Here is a 17,762-nt window from a genome sequence, read left to right on the forward strand (position 1 = left end):
CGGACCCCGGGTGGTGCGCCGACGACGGGAGTGACATGTCCGAGTCCACCGCCCCCGCCGCAGCCCCCGTCCGCGGGACCGCCGTCGCACCGCGACCGGGGACGGCCGTGCCCTTCTCGGCCGTCCCGGCCGCCCAGGGCCTCTACGACCCGGCGCTCGACTCCGACGCCTGCGGCGTCGCCTTCGTCGCCGACGTCCAGGGCCGCCGCTCGCGGGACATCGTGGCCGCCGGCCTCACCGCCCTGCACAACCTCGACCACCGGGGGGCGGCCGGCTCCGAGCCGAACTCCGGGGACGGCGCGGGCATCCTCACCCAGATCCCCGACGCCCTCCTGCGGGCCGAGGTCGCCTTCGACCTGCCGCCGCTGGGGGAGTACGCCGTCGGCATCGCCTTCCTGCCCGTCGACGAGGCCGAGCGGGCCGCCCGCGTCGCCGACGTCGCGCGGCTGGCCGGCGAGGAGGGGCTGACCGTCCTCGGCTGGCGCGAGCTGCCGACCGACCCGGACGGCGCCGACGTCGGGCCGACCGCCCGCGCGGTCATGCCGCACTTGGCCCAGGTGTTCGTCGCCGAGACCATGGGCGCCCGCGCCGACTCCACGGCCTTCGGTGGCAACGTGGCCGTCAACGGGGTGACCCGGCTGGAGCGGCGGGCCTTCGTGCTGCGCAAGCGGGCCGAGCGCGCCGCCACCGAGGCCGGCAGCTCCCTCTACGTGGCCTCGCTGTCCTCCCGGACCATCACCTACAAGGGCATGCTGACCACCGACCAGCTGCCCGCCTTCTTCCCGGACCTGCGCGACGAGCGCTACGCGTCGGCGATCGCCCTCGTGCACAGCCGGTTCTCCACCAACACCTTCCCGAGCTGGCCGCTGGCCCACCCGTTCCGGGTCATCGCCCACAACGGCGAGATCAACACCATCAAGGGCAACCGCAACCGGATGCGGGCCCGCGAGGCCAAGCTCGAGACGGCGCTGTTCGACGGCCCCGCCGGCCCCGCCTCCGAGCTGGGGCTCGACCGCCTCTTTCCGGTCACGGCCAGCGACTTCAGCGACTCGGCCACCTTCGACGAGGTGCTCGAGCTGCTGCACCTGTCGGGCCGCTCGCTGCCCCACGCGGTGCTCATGATGATCCCGGAGGCCTGGGAGAACCACGACGAGATGGACCCGGCCCGCCGGGCCTTCTACCGGTTCCACTCCTCGATCATGGAGCCGTGGGACGGGCCGGCCGCGGTCGCCTTCACCGACGGCACGCTCATCGGCGCGGTGCTCGACCGCAACGGGCTGCGCCCGGGCCGCTGGTGGCACACCAAGGACGACCTCGTCGTCCTCGCCAGCGAGGTCGGCGTCCTCGACGTCCCCGACTCCGAGGTCGTCGCCAAGGGCCGGCTGCAGCCGGGCCGGATGTTCCTCGTCGACACCGCGGCGGGGAAGATCGTCTCCGACGAGGAGGTCAAGGGCGCGCTGGCGGCCGAGCACCCCTACGAGGACTGGCTGCACGCCGGCCTGGTGCACCTTCCCTCGCTGCCGGAGCGCCGGCGGGCCCGGCCCAGCCACGAGTCCGTCGTCCGCCGCCAGCTGCTGTTCGGCTACACCGAGGAGGACCTGCGCGTCCTGCTCACGCCGATGGCCTCCACGGGCGCCGAGCCGATCGGGTCGATGGGCACCGACACCCCCGTCGCGGCGCTGTCGGACCGCTCGCGGCTGCTCTACGACTACTTCGGGCAGCTGTTCGCCCAGGTGACCAACCCGCCCCTGGACGCCATCCGCGAGGAACTGGTGACCAGCCTCGGGCGGACCTTCGGGCCGGAGCAGAACCTGCTGCACGCCACCCCGGCGTCCTGCCGGCAGGTGTTCCTGCCCTACCCGGTCATCGACAACGACGAGCTGGCCAAGATCCTGCACATCGACGACGACGGCGACCTGCCCGGGTACGCCGCCGTCCGGGTGACCGGCCACTACGACGTCACCGGCGGCGGGCCGGCGCTGAGCCACGCCATCGAGCAACTGCGCACCAAGGTCAGCAAGGCCATCGCCGCGGGTGCGCGGATCATCGTGCTCTCCGACCGGGACTGCGACGAGGACCGCGCCCCGATCCCGTCGCTGCTCATGACCGCCGCCGTCCACCACCACCTGGTGCGGGAGAAGACCCGCATGGAGGTCGGCCTGGTCGTCGAGTCCGGCGACTGCCGCGAGGTGCACCACGTCGCGCTGCTGCTCGGCTACGGCGCGGCCGCGGTCAACCCGTACCTGGCCTTCGAGAGCGTCGAGGACCTCATCCGCGACGGCGTGCTCACCGGCATCGAGCCGGTGCAGGCCAACCGCAACATGGTGAAGGCGCTCGGCAAGGGCGTGCTCAAGGTGATGAGCAAGATGGGCATCAGCACCGTCGGCTCGTACACGATGGCGCAGATCTTCGAGGCCGTCGGGCTCTCCCGCGAGGTCGTCGACGAGTACTTCACCGGCACCTCCTGCCCCCTCGGCGGCGTCGGCATCGACGTGCTCGCCGAGGAGGTGGCCATGCGCCACCGCCGCGCCTACCCGGAGAACCCCACCGAGCGGGCCCACCGGCGGCTGGAGACCGGCGGGGAGTACCAGTGGCGCCGCGAGGGGGAGGTGCACCTGTTCAACCCCGAGACGGTGTTCCTCCTGCAGCACGCCACCCGGTCCCGGCAGTTCGAGGTGTTCCAGCGCTACACCGACACCGTCGACGCGCTGTCGGTGGAGGCCGCGACCCTGCGCGGGCTGTTCGACATCCGCACCGGCGAGCGCCCGCCCGTGCCGCTCGAGGAGGTCGAGCCGGCCGGCGAGATCGTCAAGCGCTTCCAGACCGGCGCGATGAGCTACGGCTCCATCTCGCAGGAGGCGCACGAGACCCTGGCGATCGCCATGAACCGGCTCGGCGGCAAGTCGAACACCGGCGAGGGCGGCGAGGACCCCGACCGCTTCGAGCCCGACCCCAACGGCGACCTGCGCCGCTCGGCGATCAAGCAGGTGGCCAGCGGCCGGTTCGGGGTCACCAGCGAGTACCTGGTCAACGCCGACGACATCCAGATCAAGATGGCGCAGGGCGCCAAGCCCGGCGAGGGCGGCCAGCTCCCCGGCGCCAAGGTGTACCCGTGGGTGGCCCGCACCCGGCACTCGACGCCGGGGGTCGGCCTCATCAGCCCGCCGCCGCACCACGACATCTACTCGATCGAGGACCTCAAGCAGCTGATCCACGACCTGAAGAACGCCAACAGCGAGGCGCGGGTCCACGTCAAGCTGGTCAGCGAGGTGGGTGTCGGGACGGTCGCGGCCGGCGTGAGCAAGGCGCACGCCGACGTCGTCCTCATCTCCGGGCACGACGGCGGGACGGGCGCGGCGCCGCTGACCTCGCTCAAGCACGCCGGCTCGCCGTGGGAGCTGGGTCTGGCCGAGACGCAGCAGACGCTGCTGGCCAACGGCCTGCGCGACCGGATCGTCGTCCAGGCCGACGGGCAGATGAAGACCGGCCGCGACGTGATCATCGCGGCGCTGCTCGGCGCCGAGGAGTACGGCTTCGCCACCGCCCCGCTGGTGGTCTCCGGCTGCGTGATGATGCGCGTCTGCCACCTCGACACCTGCCCGGTCGGCGTCGCGACGCAGAACCCCGAGCTGCGCAAGCGGTTCACCGGGCGGCCGGAGTTCGTGGTGACCTTCTTCGAGTTCCTGGCCGAGCAGGTCCGCCGGTACCTCGCCGAGCTCGGGTTCCGCACCCTCGACGAGGCGATCGGCCGGGCCGAGCTGCTCGACACCCGCAAGGCAGTCGACCACTGGAAGGCCGCGGGGCTGGACCTGTCCCCGATGCTGGCGGTGCCCGCGCTGCCGGAGGGCGGCGTCCGGCACCGGGTGCGCGAGCAGGACCACGGTCTCGACGTGGCGCTGGACCAGACCCTGATCCAGCTGTGCGAGGGCGCGCTGCTCGACGCCCGGCCGGTGACCCTCGAGCTGCCGGTCCGCAACGTCAACCGCACCGTCGGCACGATGCTCGGCTCGATGGTCACCCGCCGCTTCGGCGGCGAGGGCCTGCCCGACGGCACGATCGACCTGACCTTCACCGGGTCGGCCGGGCAGTCCTTCGGCGCCTTCGTGCCACGCGGGATCACCATGCGGCTGTCCGGCGACGCCAACGACTACGTCGGCAAGGGCCTCTCCGGCGGGCGGATCGTCGTCCGGCCGGCGCGGGAGGCGACCTTCCCGGCGGAGGACAACGTCATCGCCGGCAACGTCATCGGCTACGGCGCCACCGGCGGGGAGATCTTCCTGCGCGGCCGGGTCGGCGAGCGGTTCTGCGTGCGCAACTCCGGTGCACTGGCCGTCGTCGAGGGCGTGGGCGACCACGCGCTGGAGTACATGACCGGCGGCCGCGCGGTGATCCTCGGGCCGACCGGCCGCAACGTCGCGGCCGGCATGTCCGGCGGCATCGGCTACGTGCTCGACCTGGCCCGCCACCGGGTCAACGCCGAGATGGTCGACGTCGAGCCCCTGGACGGCGAGTCCGCCCAGTGGCTGCGCGAGGTGCTGGTGCGCTACCGCGCCGACACCGACTCCCCGGTGGCGGCGGCGCTGCTGGCCGACTGGGGCCGCTGGGCCGAGCGCTTCAGCGTGATCATGCCGCGCGACTACCGTCGCGCGCTCGAGGCCCGGCGCGCCGCGGAGGCCGCCGGCACCGACGTGGACGTGGCAGTGATGGAGGCCGCACGTGGCTGACTCGACGGGGTTCCTGAAGCACGACCGGGCGCTGCCGCCGCGCCGGCCGGTGGACGTCCGGATCCTGGACTGGAAGGACGTCTACCTCACCCGCGACAGCGGTGAGGACGCGGTGTTCCCGGTGGCCGAGGTCCGCAGGCAGGCGGCGCGCTGCATGGACTGCGGCATCCCGTTCTGCCACCACGGCTGCCCGCTGGGCAACCTCATCCCGGAGTGGAACGAGCTCGCCCGCCGGGACGACTGGTCCGAGGCCATCGAGCGGCTGCACGCGACCAACAACTTCCCGGAGTTCACCGGGAAGCTGTGCCCGGCGCCGTGCGAGGGCGCCTGCGTGCTCAACCTGGAGGAGTCGCCGGTCACGATCAAGCAGATCGAGTGGGAGATCATCGACCAGGCGTTCCAGCGCGACCTGGTCACCCCGGTCGTCCCACAGGAGCAGACCGGCAAGAAGGTCGCCGTCATCGGCTCCGGCCCTGCGGGGCTCGCGGCCGCTCAGCAGCTCACCCGCGCCGGGCACGACGTGACGGTCTACGAGCGGGCCGACCGCATCGGCGGGCTGCTCCGCTACGGCATCCCCGAGTTCAAGATGGAGAAGGCCGTCCTCGACCGGCGGCTGGACCAGATGCGCGCCGAGGGCACCCGGTTCGTCACCGGCGTCGAGGTCGGCGGCAGCGGCCCGGACGACCTGTCGGTCGAGCAGCTGCGGGGGGCCTTCGACGCCGTCGTCCTCTCCGGCGGGGCCACGGTCGGCCGCGACCTGCCGGCCCCCGGCCGCGAGCTCGACGGCATCCACCTGGCCATGGACTACCTGCCCCACGGCAACCGGCAGGCCCTCGGCGAGATCGACACCCCGCCGATCGACGCCCGCGGCAAGCACGTCGTGATCATCGGTGGCGGCGACACCGGCGCGGACTGCCTCGGCACCGCCCACCGGCAGGGTGCGGCCTCGGTCACCCAGCTGGAGATCATGCCCGCGCCGCCGGACCGCCGGGACCAGGCGGCCAACCCCTGGCCGACCTACCCGATGGTCATGCGCGTCTCCAGCGCCCACGAGGAGGGCGGCGAGCGGCTGTACGCGGTCAACACCGAGCGCTTCCTCGGCCACGAGGAGGGCCCCGGCCAGGGCCGGGTGCGGGCGCTGCTCATCCACGACGTCGAGCGGGTCGAGGGCCGGTTCCAGAAGGTCGAGGGCACCGAGCGCGAGCTGCCGGCCGACCTGGTGCTGCTGGCGATGGGCTTCACCGGCGCCCAGCGCACCGGGCTGGTCGACACGCTCGGCGTCGAGGTCGACGGCCGCGGCAACGTGGCCCGCGACGGCGAGTTCATGTCCACCGTCCCCGGGGTGTTCGTCGCCGGCGACATGGGGCGCGGGCAGTCGCTGATCGTGTGGGCCATCGCCGAGGGCCGGGCAGCCGCCGGGGCGGTCGACGAGTGGCTGACCGGCAGCTCGATGCTGCCCCGCCCGGTGACCCCGACGGCGGTCGCCCTCCGCTGAGAGAGGACCCCGTCCTGCCCACCCCTCGCAGGCTCGGGGTGGTGCCCTGGACGGGGCCGCTCTGCCCCCGCCGTTCGCAGGCTCGGGGCGGCCCTGCAGAGGGGCCGCCGTCCTCCCCACCCCCCGCAGGCTCGGGGTGGTGCCCTGGACGGGGCCGGGGCGGTGCCCGTCACGTGACGGACACGGCCCCGGCCGCGTGAGAGGCCCGGCCCGCGGACCACTAGCGTTCTGACCATGACGCGCCGCGCCAAGATCGTCTGCACGCTCGGGCCCGCCACCGGCTCCCAGGAACAGGTCACCGCCCTGGTCGAGGCCGGGATGGACGTCGCCCGGCTCAACTTCAGCCACGGCGCGCACGCCGACCACGAGCGCGCGTACCGCATGGTGCGCGAGGCGTCCGACCGCACCGGCCGGGCCGTCGCCGTCCTCGCCGACCTGCAGGGCCCCAAGATCCGGCTCGGCACGTTCGCCACCGGGCCGGTCGAGTGGAGCACCGGCAGCCGGGTGTGCATCACCGTCGACGACGTCCAGGGCACCGCCGAGCGGGTGTCCACCACCTACAAGGGCCTGGCCGCCGACGTGCGCGTCGGCGACCGGCTGCTCGTGGACGACGGCAAGCTCGCGCTCTCGGTCGTCGAGGTCGACGGCCCGGACGTGTGGTGCCTGGTCGTCGAGGGCGGCGAGGTCTCCAACAACAAGGGGCTCTCGCTGCCGGGCGTGGCCGTGAGCGTCCCGGCGCTGTCGGAGAAGGACGCCGAGGACCTGCGCTTCGCGCTGCACCTGTCCGTGGACTTCGTCGCGCTGTCCTTCGTGCGCTCGCCCCGCGACGTCGAGCTGGTCCGCGACATCATGCGCCAGGAGGACGTGACCGTCCCGGTCATCGCCAAGCTGGAGAAGCCGGAGGCCGTCGAGGACCTCGAGGCGATCGTCGAGGCCTTCGACGGGGTCATGGTGGCCCGCGGCGACCTGGGCGTCGAGCTGCCCCTCGAGCGGGTCCCGCTGGTCCAGAAGCGCGCCGTGCAGGCCGCCCGCGAGCGCAACAAGCCGGTCATCGTGGCCACCCAGATGCTCGAGTCCATGATCGTGAACTCGCGGCCGACCCGCGCCGAGGCCTCGGACGTCGCCAACGCCGTCCTCGACGGGGCGGACGCCGTGATGCTCTCCGGGGAGACCTCCGTCGGCCGCCACCCGATCGCGGCGGTCCGCACCATGGAGCGGATCATCGCCGCGGTCGAGGGCGACCAGGTGCGCGCCCCCGAACTGGTCCGCCGGTCGCGGTCGCGGTCCGGGGCGATCGTGCGCGCCGCCCGCGACATCGGGGAGTCCCTGGACGTCAAGGCCCTGGCCACCTTCACGCAGACCGGCGACACCGCCCGGCGGCTGGCCGCCCTGCACCCCCGGCAGCCGCTGCTCGCCTTCACCGTCGACGGCCGCGTGCGCAGCCAGCTCGCCCTCTCCTGGGGCGTGGAGACCTTCCTGGTGCCCACGGTGGAGCACACCGACGACATGGTCGAGCAGGTCGACTTCTCCCTGCTGGCCATCGGCCGGCTCCGGGAGGGCGACCGGGTCGTGGTGGTGGCCGGCAGCCCCCCGAACACGGTCGGCTCGACCAACCTGATCCGGGTGCACGAGGTGGGCACGGACTCGTGAACGACGTGGCGGGGGGCGCCCCCCTGATGGCGGTGCTGGAGCTCGAGGAGCGCGAGCGGGGCGTCTTCGTGGGCAAGACGCCCACGACGCGCCAGCAGCGCATCTTCGGCGGGCAGGTGGCCGGGCAGGCGCTGCGGGCCGCGGGCCTCACCGTCCCGGCCGACCGGGGCGTGCACTCGCTGCACTCCTACTTCCTGCGGCCCGGCGACCCGCACGAGGAGATCCGCTACGTGGTCGAGCGCATCCGCGACGGCCGGACGTTCACCACCCGGCGGGTCCTCGCCTGGCAGCACCGGGGCGGGGAGGACGTCGCCATCTTCGGGCTCACCGCCGACTTCACCGCCGGCGAGCAGGCGCTGGCCGAGCACGCGCTGCCGATGCCCGACGTGGCCGGCCCGGACGACCTGCCCGGCATCCCCGAGATGGTCGGCCGGCACCCCGACGTCGGCGCGGCCATGAAGGCGATGAGCGCCGCCGTGGAGCAGCGCTTCTTCGAGGACCCGTTCGCGCCGGAGCCCAAGAGCCCACCGCACACCCAGCAGCGGACCTGGCTGCGCGTGCGCGGCCGGCTGCCGGACGACCCCGCCGTCCAGGCCGCCGCGCTGACCTTCGCCAGCGACCTCACCCTGCTCTCGGCCGGGGTGGCCCGGCTCGGCGCCGGCTGGGGCGGTTTCGTCGGGGCGAGCCTGGACCACGCCGTCTGGTTCCACCGCCCGGCGCGGGCCGACGAGTGGTTCCTGTACGAGGGGGACAGCCCCTCGGCCTCGGCCGGGCGGGCGCTGTGCCTGGGGCAGATCTGGTCCGCCGACGGCACCCACGTCGCCACGGTGGCCCAGGAGGGCCTGCTGCGCGCCCGGGGCTGACCGCGGCTCAGCCCCCCGGCCGCACCGCGGCTCAGCCCCCCGGCCGCACCGCGGCGTCGGTCTCGTCCAGGACGGCCGCCGTCTCGGTCAGCGCGGGCGGTTCCCCGGCGTCGTCCACCGCGTCGTCCCCCCGCTCCTCGGCGGCCGCAGTGCTCCCGGTCTCGTCGCCGGCCGGGCCGGGCGGCGGGGCGGCCAGGCCCTGCTGGTCCCGGGCCTGGCGCGCCGTCTCGTCCTGGCCGGCCGGGGTCTCGGGCCCGCCGCCGGCCGGGCCGCCCCCCGCGGGCGTCGCCGGCTCGGCGGTGGCCGCCCGCTCCGCGGCCGCCCGCCGCTCGGCCTCCTCGCGGGCGCGCTCCGCGGCGGACTCGGCGAAGTCCGCGGCCAGCCAGTCGTGGTTCTCGCACAGCAGCGCCCACAGCCGGGCGACGTGCGCGGGGGTGGTCGTGGGCGCGCCCACCGCGACCCGCAGCACCACCTGCCCCCGCACGGTCGTGTGGGTCAGGAACACCTCGCCGCCGTCGTTGAGCCGCTCGAGGAGGGTCATGGTGGCGACGTCGGCGTCCACGTCGTCAGCCCAGCGCGGGCGCAGGCAGACCAGCGACAGCGGGTGCGGCGTCGCCACCTCGAAGCGGTCGTCGGCCGCCGCCCTGTCGGCCAGCTGCTGGGCCAGCGCCACGCCCGAGCGGATGTGCGCGCGCAGCCCCTCGGCGCCGTACCAGCGCAGCACGAACCACAGCTTGAGGGCGCGGAACCGGCGGCCCAGCTCGATCTGCCAGTCCCGGTAGTCGACCACCGCGCCGGCGTCGGAGGCGGCGTTGCGCAGGTACTCCGGGAGGATCGCCAGGGCGCCGGTGAGGGCGGCCCGGTCGGCGACCCAGAAGAGGGTCGCGTCGAAGCCGGTCAGCAGCCACTTGTGCGCGTCGGTGGTGTAGCTGTCGGCCCACTCCACGCCGGCCTGCAACCCGCGCAGCTCGGGGGCGAGCGCGCTGACCCCGGCGTAGGCGGCATCGACGTGCAGCCACACGCCGTGGTCGCGGCAGACGGGGCCGAGCTCGGCGAGGGGGTCCACCGCGGTGGTCGAGGTGGTCCCGACGGTGGCGCACACGAGGACCGGCGTGAGGCCACGGGCGGTGTCCCGCTCGAGCCGGGCGCGCAGCGAGGCCGGGCGCATCGCCAGGTCGCCGTCCACCTCGACGATGCGCACGGAGTCGCTGCCGAGGCCGGCGATCCGCACCGCCTTCTCCATGGAGGAGTGCGTCTCGGCGGTGACGTAGACGGTGCACTCCTCGGGTCGCACGCCCTCGCGCACGGTGGCCCCGCCGCTGGCCCGGTGCAGGGCGGCCAGCAGGGCCACCAGGTTCGCCCCGGAGCTGGAGTCCTGGACGACGCCACCCCCGGACCCGTCCGAGCGGAAGGAGTCCGGCAGGCCGAGCAGGCCGGCGAACCAGTCCATCACGTGCTGCTCGAGCTCGGTGCAGGCCGGGCTGGTCACCCAGGACATGCCCTGCACGCCCAGGCCCGCGCTGACCAGGTCGCCGAGCACCGAGGGCCCCGAGGTGTTGGCCGGGAAGTAGCCGAAGAAGCCGGGGTGCTGCCAGTGCGTCAGCCCGGGGACGACGACCCGGTCGAGGTCGGCGAGCACCGCGGAGACGGGCTCCCCGTGCTCGGGTGGGTCGGCGGGCAGGGCCTCGCGGACGTCACCGGGGGCGACGGGGGAGCGGACCGGCAGGCTGCCGACCCGGGTCCAGTAGTCGGCGATCCAGTCGACGACCTCGTGCCCGTGCCGGCGGAACTCCTCGGGCGTCATGTGCGGGACGGCGGGCATCTCGGACGGCGCAGTCACCGGCTCACCGTAATCGCCGACCCGGGGACCCCCGCCGCCGAGGAGGCAGCGCGGGGTGCCCGCTCGTCCCGTGATCCCGGACGCCTGGGGTGTCACCGGGCGGCCGCCGAGGGCGGCGCGGTGCGGCTGCGGGCCAGGCGGAGCAGCGCGACCGCGGCCGCGACGTAGCAGGCAGCCCACCACACGAGGACGGCCCGGTGGGCATCGGCGCCGAAGGCGCCCGCCAGCACCCAGCTGACCACCGACACCGCGATCGCCAGCACCAGGTAGACGCGCGTCCCGTGCAGCCAGGCGTAGGGGAGGAAGTGCGCGCCCCCGACGGCGGCCAGGGCGGCGGGGACCAGCTCGGGGTGGTCCGGGTAGAGCATGATCACCGCGGGCAGCGCCACGACCTGCACCATCGCCAGCTGCACCGACAGGCTGCGCAGCGGGTGGTCGGCCGGCATCGCGCCTCGGCCGAGCCGGCGCTCCAGCGCGAACGCCAGCGGCAGTGCCACGCCGCCCTGGAACAGGGTGGCCAGCGCCGCGGCGCGGGTGTCCAGGACGAACGACAGCGCCGCGACGACGCCCAGCGTCAGTGCGTAGGCGATCAGCCACGGTGCCCCCGCTGCCGCGGAGGCCGACGCGCTGCGCCGGGCTTCGTCGACGGTCATCGCGTCGCCGGCCGAGGCCGGCGGCGCGGTCCGCGGGGTGCTGGTCATGGGTGTCTCCTCCGGGCGGTGCTGGCGGGCGACGGTGTCGCGACCGCGTCGGGCGCAGTGGGGGTGGTCATCGGACCGGCTGCCCGCCGGCGAAGCGGTACGCGAACCGCTGATCGGCCCACCGCAGCGTGCTCGACCCGAAGGCGGGCGCCGGCCAGCAGGACCGCACCGGCGCGCCGCCGGCCCAGCACGTAACGGGTCACGAGGCCGGCGCCGAGCAGCAACCAGAACCCGGCCTCGCAGGCGACGATCAGGGCGAGCAGGACGCCGGTCACGGGGCGGCACCGCGCCGGTGCCGCGGGCAGGGCGGGCACCGGACGGCGGCCGCGCCGGCAAGGGTCGCCGGCATGGTGGTCATCCGTGCTCCTCGGTCGGTGACGGGGTCGGCGGCCGTGACCGACCGGGCGGACGGCGGTGCCGACCGCCACCAGGCCGGCGGTCGGTGACGGGCGAACCGGGCGGCGCGTCGCACCGAGGACCGCCGGACACCCGGGGCCGCCGGATCGTCATCGGCAGGGCGCGGCGCCTCCCGGAACGTGCGCTCGCCCACCCGCACGAGCCCGGGGACCGACGGTCCGGCCGGACGGGGACCGACGGTCAGCTCCCGGGAGTGCCCCCGGTGCGACTCGAACGCACACTGTGCGGGTTTTGAATCCGCTCCCTCTGCCGTTGGGGTACGGGGGCAGCGCCGTCCTGCGGGGAGGGCGGTGCGCGGTCGAGCCTAGCGGGGCGGTGCCGGCCGACCGGCATCGATAGGCTCTCGCGGGTGAGCAGCGAGTCGATCCGGGTCCTCATCGCCGAGGACGAGGCGCTCATCCGCCTCGACCTCAAGGAGATGCTGGAGGAGGAGGGCTACTCCGTCGTGGCCGAGGTCGGGGACGGCCAGCAGGCGGTGGACCGTGCCGCGGAACTGCGGCCGGACCTGGTCATCCTCGACATCCAGATGCCGGTCCTGGACGGGCTGGCGGCGGCGGAGCAGATCGCCGCGTCGCGGGTCGCCCCGGTGATCGTGCTGACCGCCTTCAGCCAGCGGGAGCTCGTCGAGCGGGCGCGCGACGCCGGCGCCATGGCCTACCTGGTCAAGCCGTTCTCCAAGAACGACCTCGTGCCCGCGATCGAGGTGGCCCGCGCCCGTTTCGCCGAGCTGACCGCGCTGGACGGCGAGGTGCGCACGCTGGAGGAGCGGCTGGAGGCGCGCAAGGTCGTGGAGCGGGCCAAGGGCAAGCTGATGGCCGAGCAGGGCCTCACCGAGGCCGAGGCCTTCCGCTGGATCCAGCGCACGGCGATGAACGAGCGGACGTCGATGAAGGCGCTCGCGCAGCGGATCCTGGAGCCGGCGACGGCCGAGACGCCCTCGGACTGAGCGGCCCGCAGGGGCCGGCCCTCCGCCCTCCGGCAGGTCACAACCCTGTCACGGTCCGGGCGACCCGGCTTTCTGGCGGCAGATCGCCAGCTAACGTCCCCCCACTGACCGGGCCGGTCCCCTCGGAGGCCGGCCTCGTGCACCACGACACAACAGTGGGAGTTGCTTGATGCGCACTGGCATCCTCGCCCGGAGCGCCGCGGTCTCGGCCGCCGCCCTGCTCGTCCTGACCGCCTGTGGCGGCGACGACGAGGGTGGTGGCTCGGCCGGCGGTGGCGGAGACAGCGGCGAGAAGCAGGTCAACGTCTACGGCAGTGACGGCAACATGGGCAACGCGCTCGGGGAGTCCTTCTCCACGGACGGCGCGCTGGCCGGCATGCGCGGCACGACGCCGCTCACCGACCTCGGCACCGAGTTCCAGGACCGGCTGCTCGCCATCGACCCGAACCTGCAGGACTTCAACTACTCGGCCGAGACCTACGACGCCATCATCATCACCGCGCTGGCCGCCCAGCTGGCCGGCAGCACGCAGGCGCCGGACTTCGCGCCGTACGTGAACGGCGTGACGTTCGGCGGTGAGGCCTGCGACAGCTTCAGCGCCTGCCTGGACATCATCAACAACGGGGGCAACCCGGACTACGACGGCGTCTCCGGGCCCCTGAGCTTCACCGAGCCCGGTGAGCCGGCCCAGGCCAGCTTCGGGATCCTGCAGTTCGGCGAGGACAACCAGCTCGACGAGACGCAGACCACCTACGAGATCGCCGGGGACGAGGCCAACGCCGCCACCGACGAGGGCCCGGCGCCCGCGGCTCCCGGCACCACGGCGGACAACCCGCTGGTGATCGGCACGCTCCTGCCGCTGACCGGGAACCTGGCCTTCCTCGGCCCGCCCGAGGTCGCCGGCGCCCGCCTGGCCGTCCAGGAGATCAACGACGCCGGCGGGGTGCTCGGCCTGCCGGTGGAGCTGGTCGAGGGTGACTCCGGTGACGCCTCGACCGACACCGCCACCCAGACCGTCGACCGGCTGCTGCAGGCCAACGTCGACGCGATCATCGGGGCGGCGTCCTCGGGCGTGAGCCTCACCGTGATCGACCGGATCACCGGCGCAGGCGTCCTGCAGTTCTCCCCGGCCAACACGTCGGACCAGTTCACCGACTACAACGACAACGGGCTGTACTTCCGCACCGCCCCGCCGGACACGCTGCAGGCCCGGGCCCTGGCCGACCTCGTCATCGAGGACGGCAACAACACCGTCGGGATCCTGGCCCTCAACGACCCGTACGGGACCGGGCTGGCCGAGAACCTCCGCCAGAACCTGATCGACAGCGGGCTCTCCGAGGACAGCATCGAGTACCTGACCTACGACCCGCAGGCCGCGAACTACGACTCCGAGGTCCAGCAGATGGTGGACCTCAACCCCGACGCCATCGTGGTGATCGGCTTCGAGGAGTCCGCGCGGATCATCGAGGGGCTCAACTCGCAGGGCATCGGCCCGGCGCGTTGATCCCCTCCGGCGGGGCCCCGAGCCCCCGCTGAGGACACCACGCAGCGGCCCGGCACCAGCAGGTGCCGGGCCGCTGTGCTGTCCCGTGCCGCCCGTCCGACGAGGCGCCGGTGCCGGGCGCCCGCGGTCCGCGAGGTCGGTCAGCGCTGCAGCCGCTGCCCGTCGGGGGCCCAGTCGGCGGGCCGGCCGACGTGGTTGGAGAACTCGACCGACCAGCGCCACCAGCTGCGGTCGGGCGCGTGCTCCCAGGCGGTCAGGACGCCGACCTCGCCACCGGGCAGGACCACCGGCAGGCCGTGCATCCGGTCGTCGGGCCACACCTCGCTGCGCTGCACCCCGCCGTCGCGGAGCTCCAGCAGGGTGAGGGGGGAGTAGTCCCCGGTGCGGTCGGCGTCCCCCCGCGCCACGACGGTGTCGTCGTCGGCGGTCACGCGCACGGCGAGGGCCGCCGGCGCGGCGTGGACCAGCACGCGGGAGAAGCCGCCGGCGGTGAGGGCGCGCGCGTGCTCGAGGCCGTTCATGCCGCCGTCACGGGAGCGCAGGTCCCAGGTCCAGTTCATCCCCGGCCCCTACCCACGACGGCGCCCCGCTCCCGTGGAGGAGCGGGGCGCCGTCGTGGGCGACGCCGGCCGGGCCTGCGGGGCCCGCCCGGCCCCCGTCGCAGGGCCCCGCCGCGGGCCTGCGAGCGGTGGGGGGCGAGGGGATCCCTCCTTCAGCGGGCCTTGGCCAGGGTCCCCAGGTAGAGCTCGATGACCTTCGGGTCGTGCATCAGCGACTCCCCGGTGTCGGTGTAGGCGTTGCGGCCCTGGTCGAGCACGTAGCCGCGGTCGCAGATCTGCAGGCACCGCCGCGCGTTCTGCTCGACCATGATGATCGACACCCCGGTGGCGTTGATCCGCCGGCAGCGGATGAACACCTCGTCCTGGTAGGCCGGTGACAGGCCGGCGGACGGCTCGTCGAGCAGCAGCACCGAGGGCTCCATCATCAGAGCCCGCCCCATGGCCACCATCTGCCGCTCGCCGCCGGACAGCGACCCGGCCTTGGTGCTGCGCCGCTCCCCGAGCATGGGGAAGAGGTCGGAGACGTAGGAGAACCGCTCCTTGAACACCTTGGGCCGCAGGTAGGCGCCCATCTGCATGTTCTCCTCGATGGTCAGCGAGGGGAACACGTTGTTGTTCTGCGGCACGTAGCCCACGCCCAGCGACACCAGTCGGTGCGCCGGGGCCGAGGTGATGTCCTCGCCGCGCAGGGAGACCGCGCCCGAGCGGACCGGGATGAGCCCGAAGATGGTCTTGAGCAGCGTCGACTTGCCGGCGCCGTTGGGGCCGATGATGCCGACGAGCTCACCCTCCTGCAGGTAGAAGTCGCACCCGCGCAGGATGTTGACGCCCGGGACGTACCCGGCCACGAGGTCGTCGGCCCGGACGAGGGCGCCCTCGGCGAGGCGCAGGTGCTCCTCGCGGGTGGCGGCCTTCTCGGCGGGGGACAGGGTGCCCGCGGGCGCCCCTGCGGTCCCCGCGCGGGTCGTGCCCGCGTCGGTGTCGTCCCCGGCGTCGACCGGTCGGTCGAACTCCAGAGCGGGGTCGGTGCTGTGCCGCGGGTCGGTCATCGCTGCCCTCCGTGCCGGGGCCGGCGCTCGGGGTCGATGACGTCCCCGCCGGTGCCCTCCTCCTGCGCGATCGAGCGCTCCGCCTCGGCGAGCACCCGGTCCTCCTCGTCCACGGTCAGCGGCGCGTCGTGGTGGGCGCCGAGGTAGGCGTCGACCACGGCCTGGTTCTGGCTGATCGACTCGGGCGGGCCCTCGGCGATCACCTTGCCGGAGGCCATGACGACCACCCAGTCGCTGATGTCGCGGACGACGTCCATGTCGTGCTCGACGAAGATCACCGTCATGCCCTGCTCGCGCAGGTCCTTGACGTGGCCGAGCAGGCTCTGCGTGAGCGCCGGGTTCACCCCGGCCATCGGCTCGTCGAGCATGACGACCTCGGGGTCGGTCATGAGCGCGCGCGCCATCTCGAGGAGCTTGCGCTGCCCGCCGGAGAGGGTGCCCGCGAAGTCGTCCTTCTTCGCGTCGAGCTTGAAGCGCCGCAGCAGCTCCAACGCCTTCTCGGTGTTCTCCCGCTCCTGGGAGCGCCACACGCCGGGGACCAGGGCGCGGAAGAAGCCCTCGCCCTTCTGCCCCTGGGCGCCGAGCAGCATGTTCTGCAGCACGGTCAGCCGGGACAGCGCCTTGGTCAGCTGGAAGGTGCGGACGACGCCCAGCCGGGAGACCCGGTGCGGGGACAGCTTGCCCAGCGGGCGGCCGTTGAACGACCAGGTGCCGCTGTCGGGCTGGTCGAACCCGGTGAGCAGGTTGAACAGCGTCGTCTTGCCGGCACCGTTGGGCCCGATGAGGCCGGTGATGCCGCCGCGCTGGATCTCCAGGTGGTCGACGGCGACGGCCGTCAGCCCTCCGAAGGTGCGGGTGACGTCGTCCACGACGATGGCCGCGTCGGGCTTGGCGACGCCGACCTCCCAGGGGACGTCGCGCAGCGCGGCCTGGGCCAGCCGCTGCGGGGCAGCGCCCTTGCCGAGCGAGGCGGGGGCGCCGGCTCCTGCGGCGGTGGCGCCGTGCGGGGTCGGGTCAGCGGGCATCGAGCATCACCTCTCGTCGGTCGCCGAAGATGCCCTGGGGGCGGAAGACCAGCAGCAGGATCAGCCCGAGCCCGATGAGCACGAACCGGATCTGGGCCACGTCGGTGGCCGAGAGCAGGTCCTCCGGGATGACCCCGTTGCTGATCAGCGTCCGGAGCCCCGTGTCGGCGAACTGGATGATGAAGTACATCAGCATGGCCCCCACGACGGGACCCAGCACGCGTGCCGCCCCGCCGAGGATGAGCGCGGCGTAGGCCAGGAAGGTGTTGGCGTTCTGGTACTGGTCCGGGGTGGCCGACCCGGTGCCGACGGCGTAGACCATGCCGCCGAGGGCGCCGAGCACGCCGCCGAGCACCAGGGCCTGCATCTTGTACACGTAGACGTTCTTGCCCAGCGCGCGCACGGCGTCCTCGTCCTCGCGGATGGACTTGACGACGCGACCCCAGGGGCTGCGCACGAGCAGCCAGGTCAGCAGGCAGGTCAGCGCCACCAGGACCCACCCGACCAGCGCCACCCACAGGTCGGCGCCGCTCCAGCGGGTGCCGAGCAGGTCGTAGCGCTCGGCGGTGTCCCAGGGGGCGAGCGCGATGAAGTCCTGGTTGAAGCCGGACAGGCCGCGCGTGCCGTTGGTGACCGGGGTGGCCGACACCGACCGGAAGAGCAGTCGCAGGCCCTCGGCCGTGGCGATGGTGGCGATGGCCAGGTAGTCGGCGCGCAACCGCAGGGTCGGGATGCCGAGCAGGAGGGCGAGCAGGACCGCGGCAGCGAGGCCGATGACCACGCCCACCCAGAACGGCAGGCCCCACTGGGAGACCGAGATCGCGATGCCGTAGCCGCCGAGCAGCGCGAACGCGATCTGGCCGAAGTTGAGCAGCCCGGTGTAGCCGAACTGGATGTTGAGGCCGAGGGCCAGCAGCGCCAGGAAGACCGCCTGGAAGCCGATCGCCGCCTTGAGGGCGATCGCGAAGGCGTCGATGAGTTCAGCCAC

The 17,762-nt window shown here is 73.9% G+C and carries 13 protein-coding genes and 1 tRNA gene; 6 read left to right on the plus strand and 8 right to left on the minus strand.

Annotated features, from left to right (window positions below):
• Nucleotides 1-35 precede the first annotated feature (35 nt).
• The 4 genes from gltB (at nt 36) to D0Z06_RS05220 (ending at nt 8,732) form a co-directional block, all read left to right on the plus strand.
• Nucleotides 36-4,724: a glutamate synthase large subunit gene (gltB, locus tag D0Z06_RS05205; RefSeq protein WP_233517457.1), complete on the plus strand. Its 4,689-nt coding sequence runs from the start codon at nt 36-38 to the stop codon at nt 4,722-4,724.
• On the plus strand, nt 4,717-6,219 hold the full coding sequence (locus D0Z06_RS05210) for a glutamate synthase subunit beta (protein WP_117376305.1): 1,503 nt from the start codon (nt 4,717-4,719) through the stop codon (nt 6,217-6,219). The genes gltB and D0Z06_RS05210 overlap by 8 nt, the downstream gene beginning before the upstream one ends.
• Before the next feature lie 234 nt (nt 6,220-6,453).
• Nucleotides 6,454-7,869: a pyruvate kinase gene (gene pyk, locus D0Z06_RS05215; RefSeq protein ID WP_117376306.1), complete on the plus strand. Its 1,416-nt coding sequence runs from the start codon at nt 6,454-6,456 to the stop codon at nt 7,867-7,869.
• Nucleotides 7,866-8,732 carry an acyl-CoA thioesterase gene (locus tag D0Z06_RS05220; RefSeq protein ID WP_233517458.1) on the plus strand — a complete coding sequence of 289 codons (867 nt, stop codon included), beginning with the start codon at nt 7,866-7,868 and terminating at the stop codon, nt 8,730-8,732. The genes pyk and D0Z06_RS05220 overlap by 4 nt, the downstream gene beginning before the upstream one ends.
• A gap of 31 nt (nt 8,733-8,763) precedes the next feature.
• Here D0Z06_RS05220 and D0Z06_RS05225 read toward each other — a convergent pair whose 3' ends face one another.
• The 4 genes from D0Z06_RS05225 to D0Z06_RS05245 form a co-directional block, all read right to left on the minus strand.
• Nucleotides 8,764-10,572: an aminotransferase class V-fold PLP-dependent enzyme gene (locus tag D0Z06_RS05225; RefSeq protein ID WP_233517459.1), complete on the minus strand. Its 1,809-nt coding sequence runs from the start codon at nt 10,570-10,572 to the stop codon at nt 8,764-8,766.
• Between the two features lie 92 nt (nt 10,573-10,664).
• Entirely contained in the window at nt 10,665-11,273 is a 609-nt protein-coding gene (locus D0Z06_RS05230; protein WP_117376307.1) for a DUF7010 family protein, read from the minus strand.
• A complete protein-coding gene (locus D0Z06_RS05235; RefSeq protein WP_199522137.1) occupies nt 11,270-11,548 on the minus strand; it encodes a hypothetical protein in 279 nt (92 codons plus the stop codon). The genes D0Z06_RS05230 and D0Z06_RS05235 overlap by 4 nt, the downstream gene beginning before the upstream one ends.
• Before the next feature lie 336 nt (nt 11,549-11,884).
• Nucleotides 11,885-11,957 (minus strand) — tRNA-Leu (locus tag D0Z06_RS05245).
• Nucleotides 11,958-12,039: 82 nt separating this feature from the next.
• Here D0Z06_RS05245 and D0Z06_RS05250 point away from each other — a divergent pair.
• Together D0Z06_RS05250 and D0Z06_RS05255 are read left to right on the plus strand one after the other, a co-directional pair.
• The gene (locus D0Z06_RS05250; RefSeq protein WP_117376309.1) at nt 12,040-12,636 is read left to right on the plus strand and encodes an ANTAR domain-containing response regulator; all 597 of its coding nucleotides are present in this window, start codon (nt 12,040-12,042) and stop codon (nt 12,634-12,636) included.
• Between the two features lie 169 nt (nt 12,637-12,805).
• Nucleotides 12,806-14,140, plus strand: coding sequence for an ABC transporter substrate-binding protein (locus D0Z06_RS05255; RefSeq protein WP_117376310.1), 1,335 nt, complete (start codon nt 12,806-12,808; stop codon nt 14,138-14,140).
• 140 nt (nt 14,141-14,280) lie between these two features.
• Here the strand turns inward: D0Z06_RS05255 and D0Z06_RS05260 are convergent, their stop codons facing one another.
• The 4 genes from D0Z06_RS05260 to D0Z06_RS05275 all read right to left on the minus strand — a co-directional run bounded on the left by D0Z06_RS05260 (nt 14,281) and on the right by D0Z06_RS05275 (nt 17,762).
• Nucleotides 14,281-14,700 (minus strand): DUF7712 family protein, encoded by a 420-nt coding sequence (locus D0Z06_RS05260; RefSeq protein ID WP_117376311.1) that lies wholly within the window; start codon nt 14,698-14,700, stop codon nt 14,281-14,283.
• Between the two features lie 152 nt (nt 14,701-14,852).
• Complete coding sequence (locus tag D0Z06_RS05265; protein WP_199522138.1) at nt 14,853-15,749, minus strand: ABC transporter ATP-binding protein; 897 nt, start codon at nt 15,747-15,749, stop codon at nt 14,853-14,855.
• A complete protein-coding gene (locus D0Z06_RS05270) occupies nt 15,746-16,774 on the minus strand; it encodes an ABC transporter ATP-binding protein (protein ID WP_117376312.1) in 1,029 nt (342 codons plus the stop codon). The genes D0Z06_RS05265 and D0Z06_RS05270 overlap by 4 nt, the downstream gene beginning before the upstream one ends.
• A complete protein-coding gene (locus D0Z06_RS05275) occupies nt 16,764-17,762 on the minus strand; it encodes a branched-chain amino acid ABC transporter permease (RefSeq protein ID WP_117376313.1) in 999 nt (332 codons plus the stop codon). The genes D0Z06_RS05270 and D0Z06_RS05275 overlap by 11 nt, the downstream gene beginning before the upstream one ends.

The organism is Geodermatophilus marinus (assembly GCF_003428645.1).
Lineage (GTDB): Bacteria > Actinomycetota > Actinomycetes > Mycobacteriales > Geodermatophilaceae > Geodermatophilus.

What these genes read in the sequence shown, in the direction of transcription:
- D0Z06_RS05260 (WP_117376311.1), bottom strand. Translation starts at nt 14,700, where the DNA reads ATGAACTGGACCTGGGACCTGCGCTCCCGTGACGGCGGCATGAACGGC.
- D0Z06_RS05255 (WP_117376310.1), top strand. Translation starts at nt 12,806, where the DNA reads ATGCGCACTGGCATCCTCGCCCGGAGCGCCGCGGTCTCGGCCGCCGCC.
- gltB (WP_233517457.1), top strand. Translation starts at nt 36, where the DNA reads ATGTCCGAGTCCACCGCCCCCGCCGCAGCCCCCGTCCGCGGGACCGCC.
- D0Z06_RS05230 (WP_117376307.1), bottom strand. Translation starts at nt 11,273, where the DNA reads ATGACCAGCACCCCGCGGACCGCGCCGCCGGCCTCGGCCGGCGACGCG.
- D0Z06_RS05265 (WP_199522138.1), bottom strand. Translation starts at nt 15,749, where the DNA reads ATGACCGACCCGCGGCACAGCACCGACCCCGCTCTGGAGTTCGACCGA.
- D0Z06_RS05270 (WP_117376312.1), bottom strand. Translation starts at nt 16,774, where the DNA reads ATGCCCGCTGACCCGACCCCGCACGGCGCCACCGCCGCAGGAGCCGGC.
- pyk (WP_117376306.1), top strand. Translation starts at nt 6,454, where the DNA reads ATGACGCGCCGCGCCAAGATCGTCTGCACGCTCGGGCCCGCCACCGGC.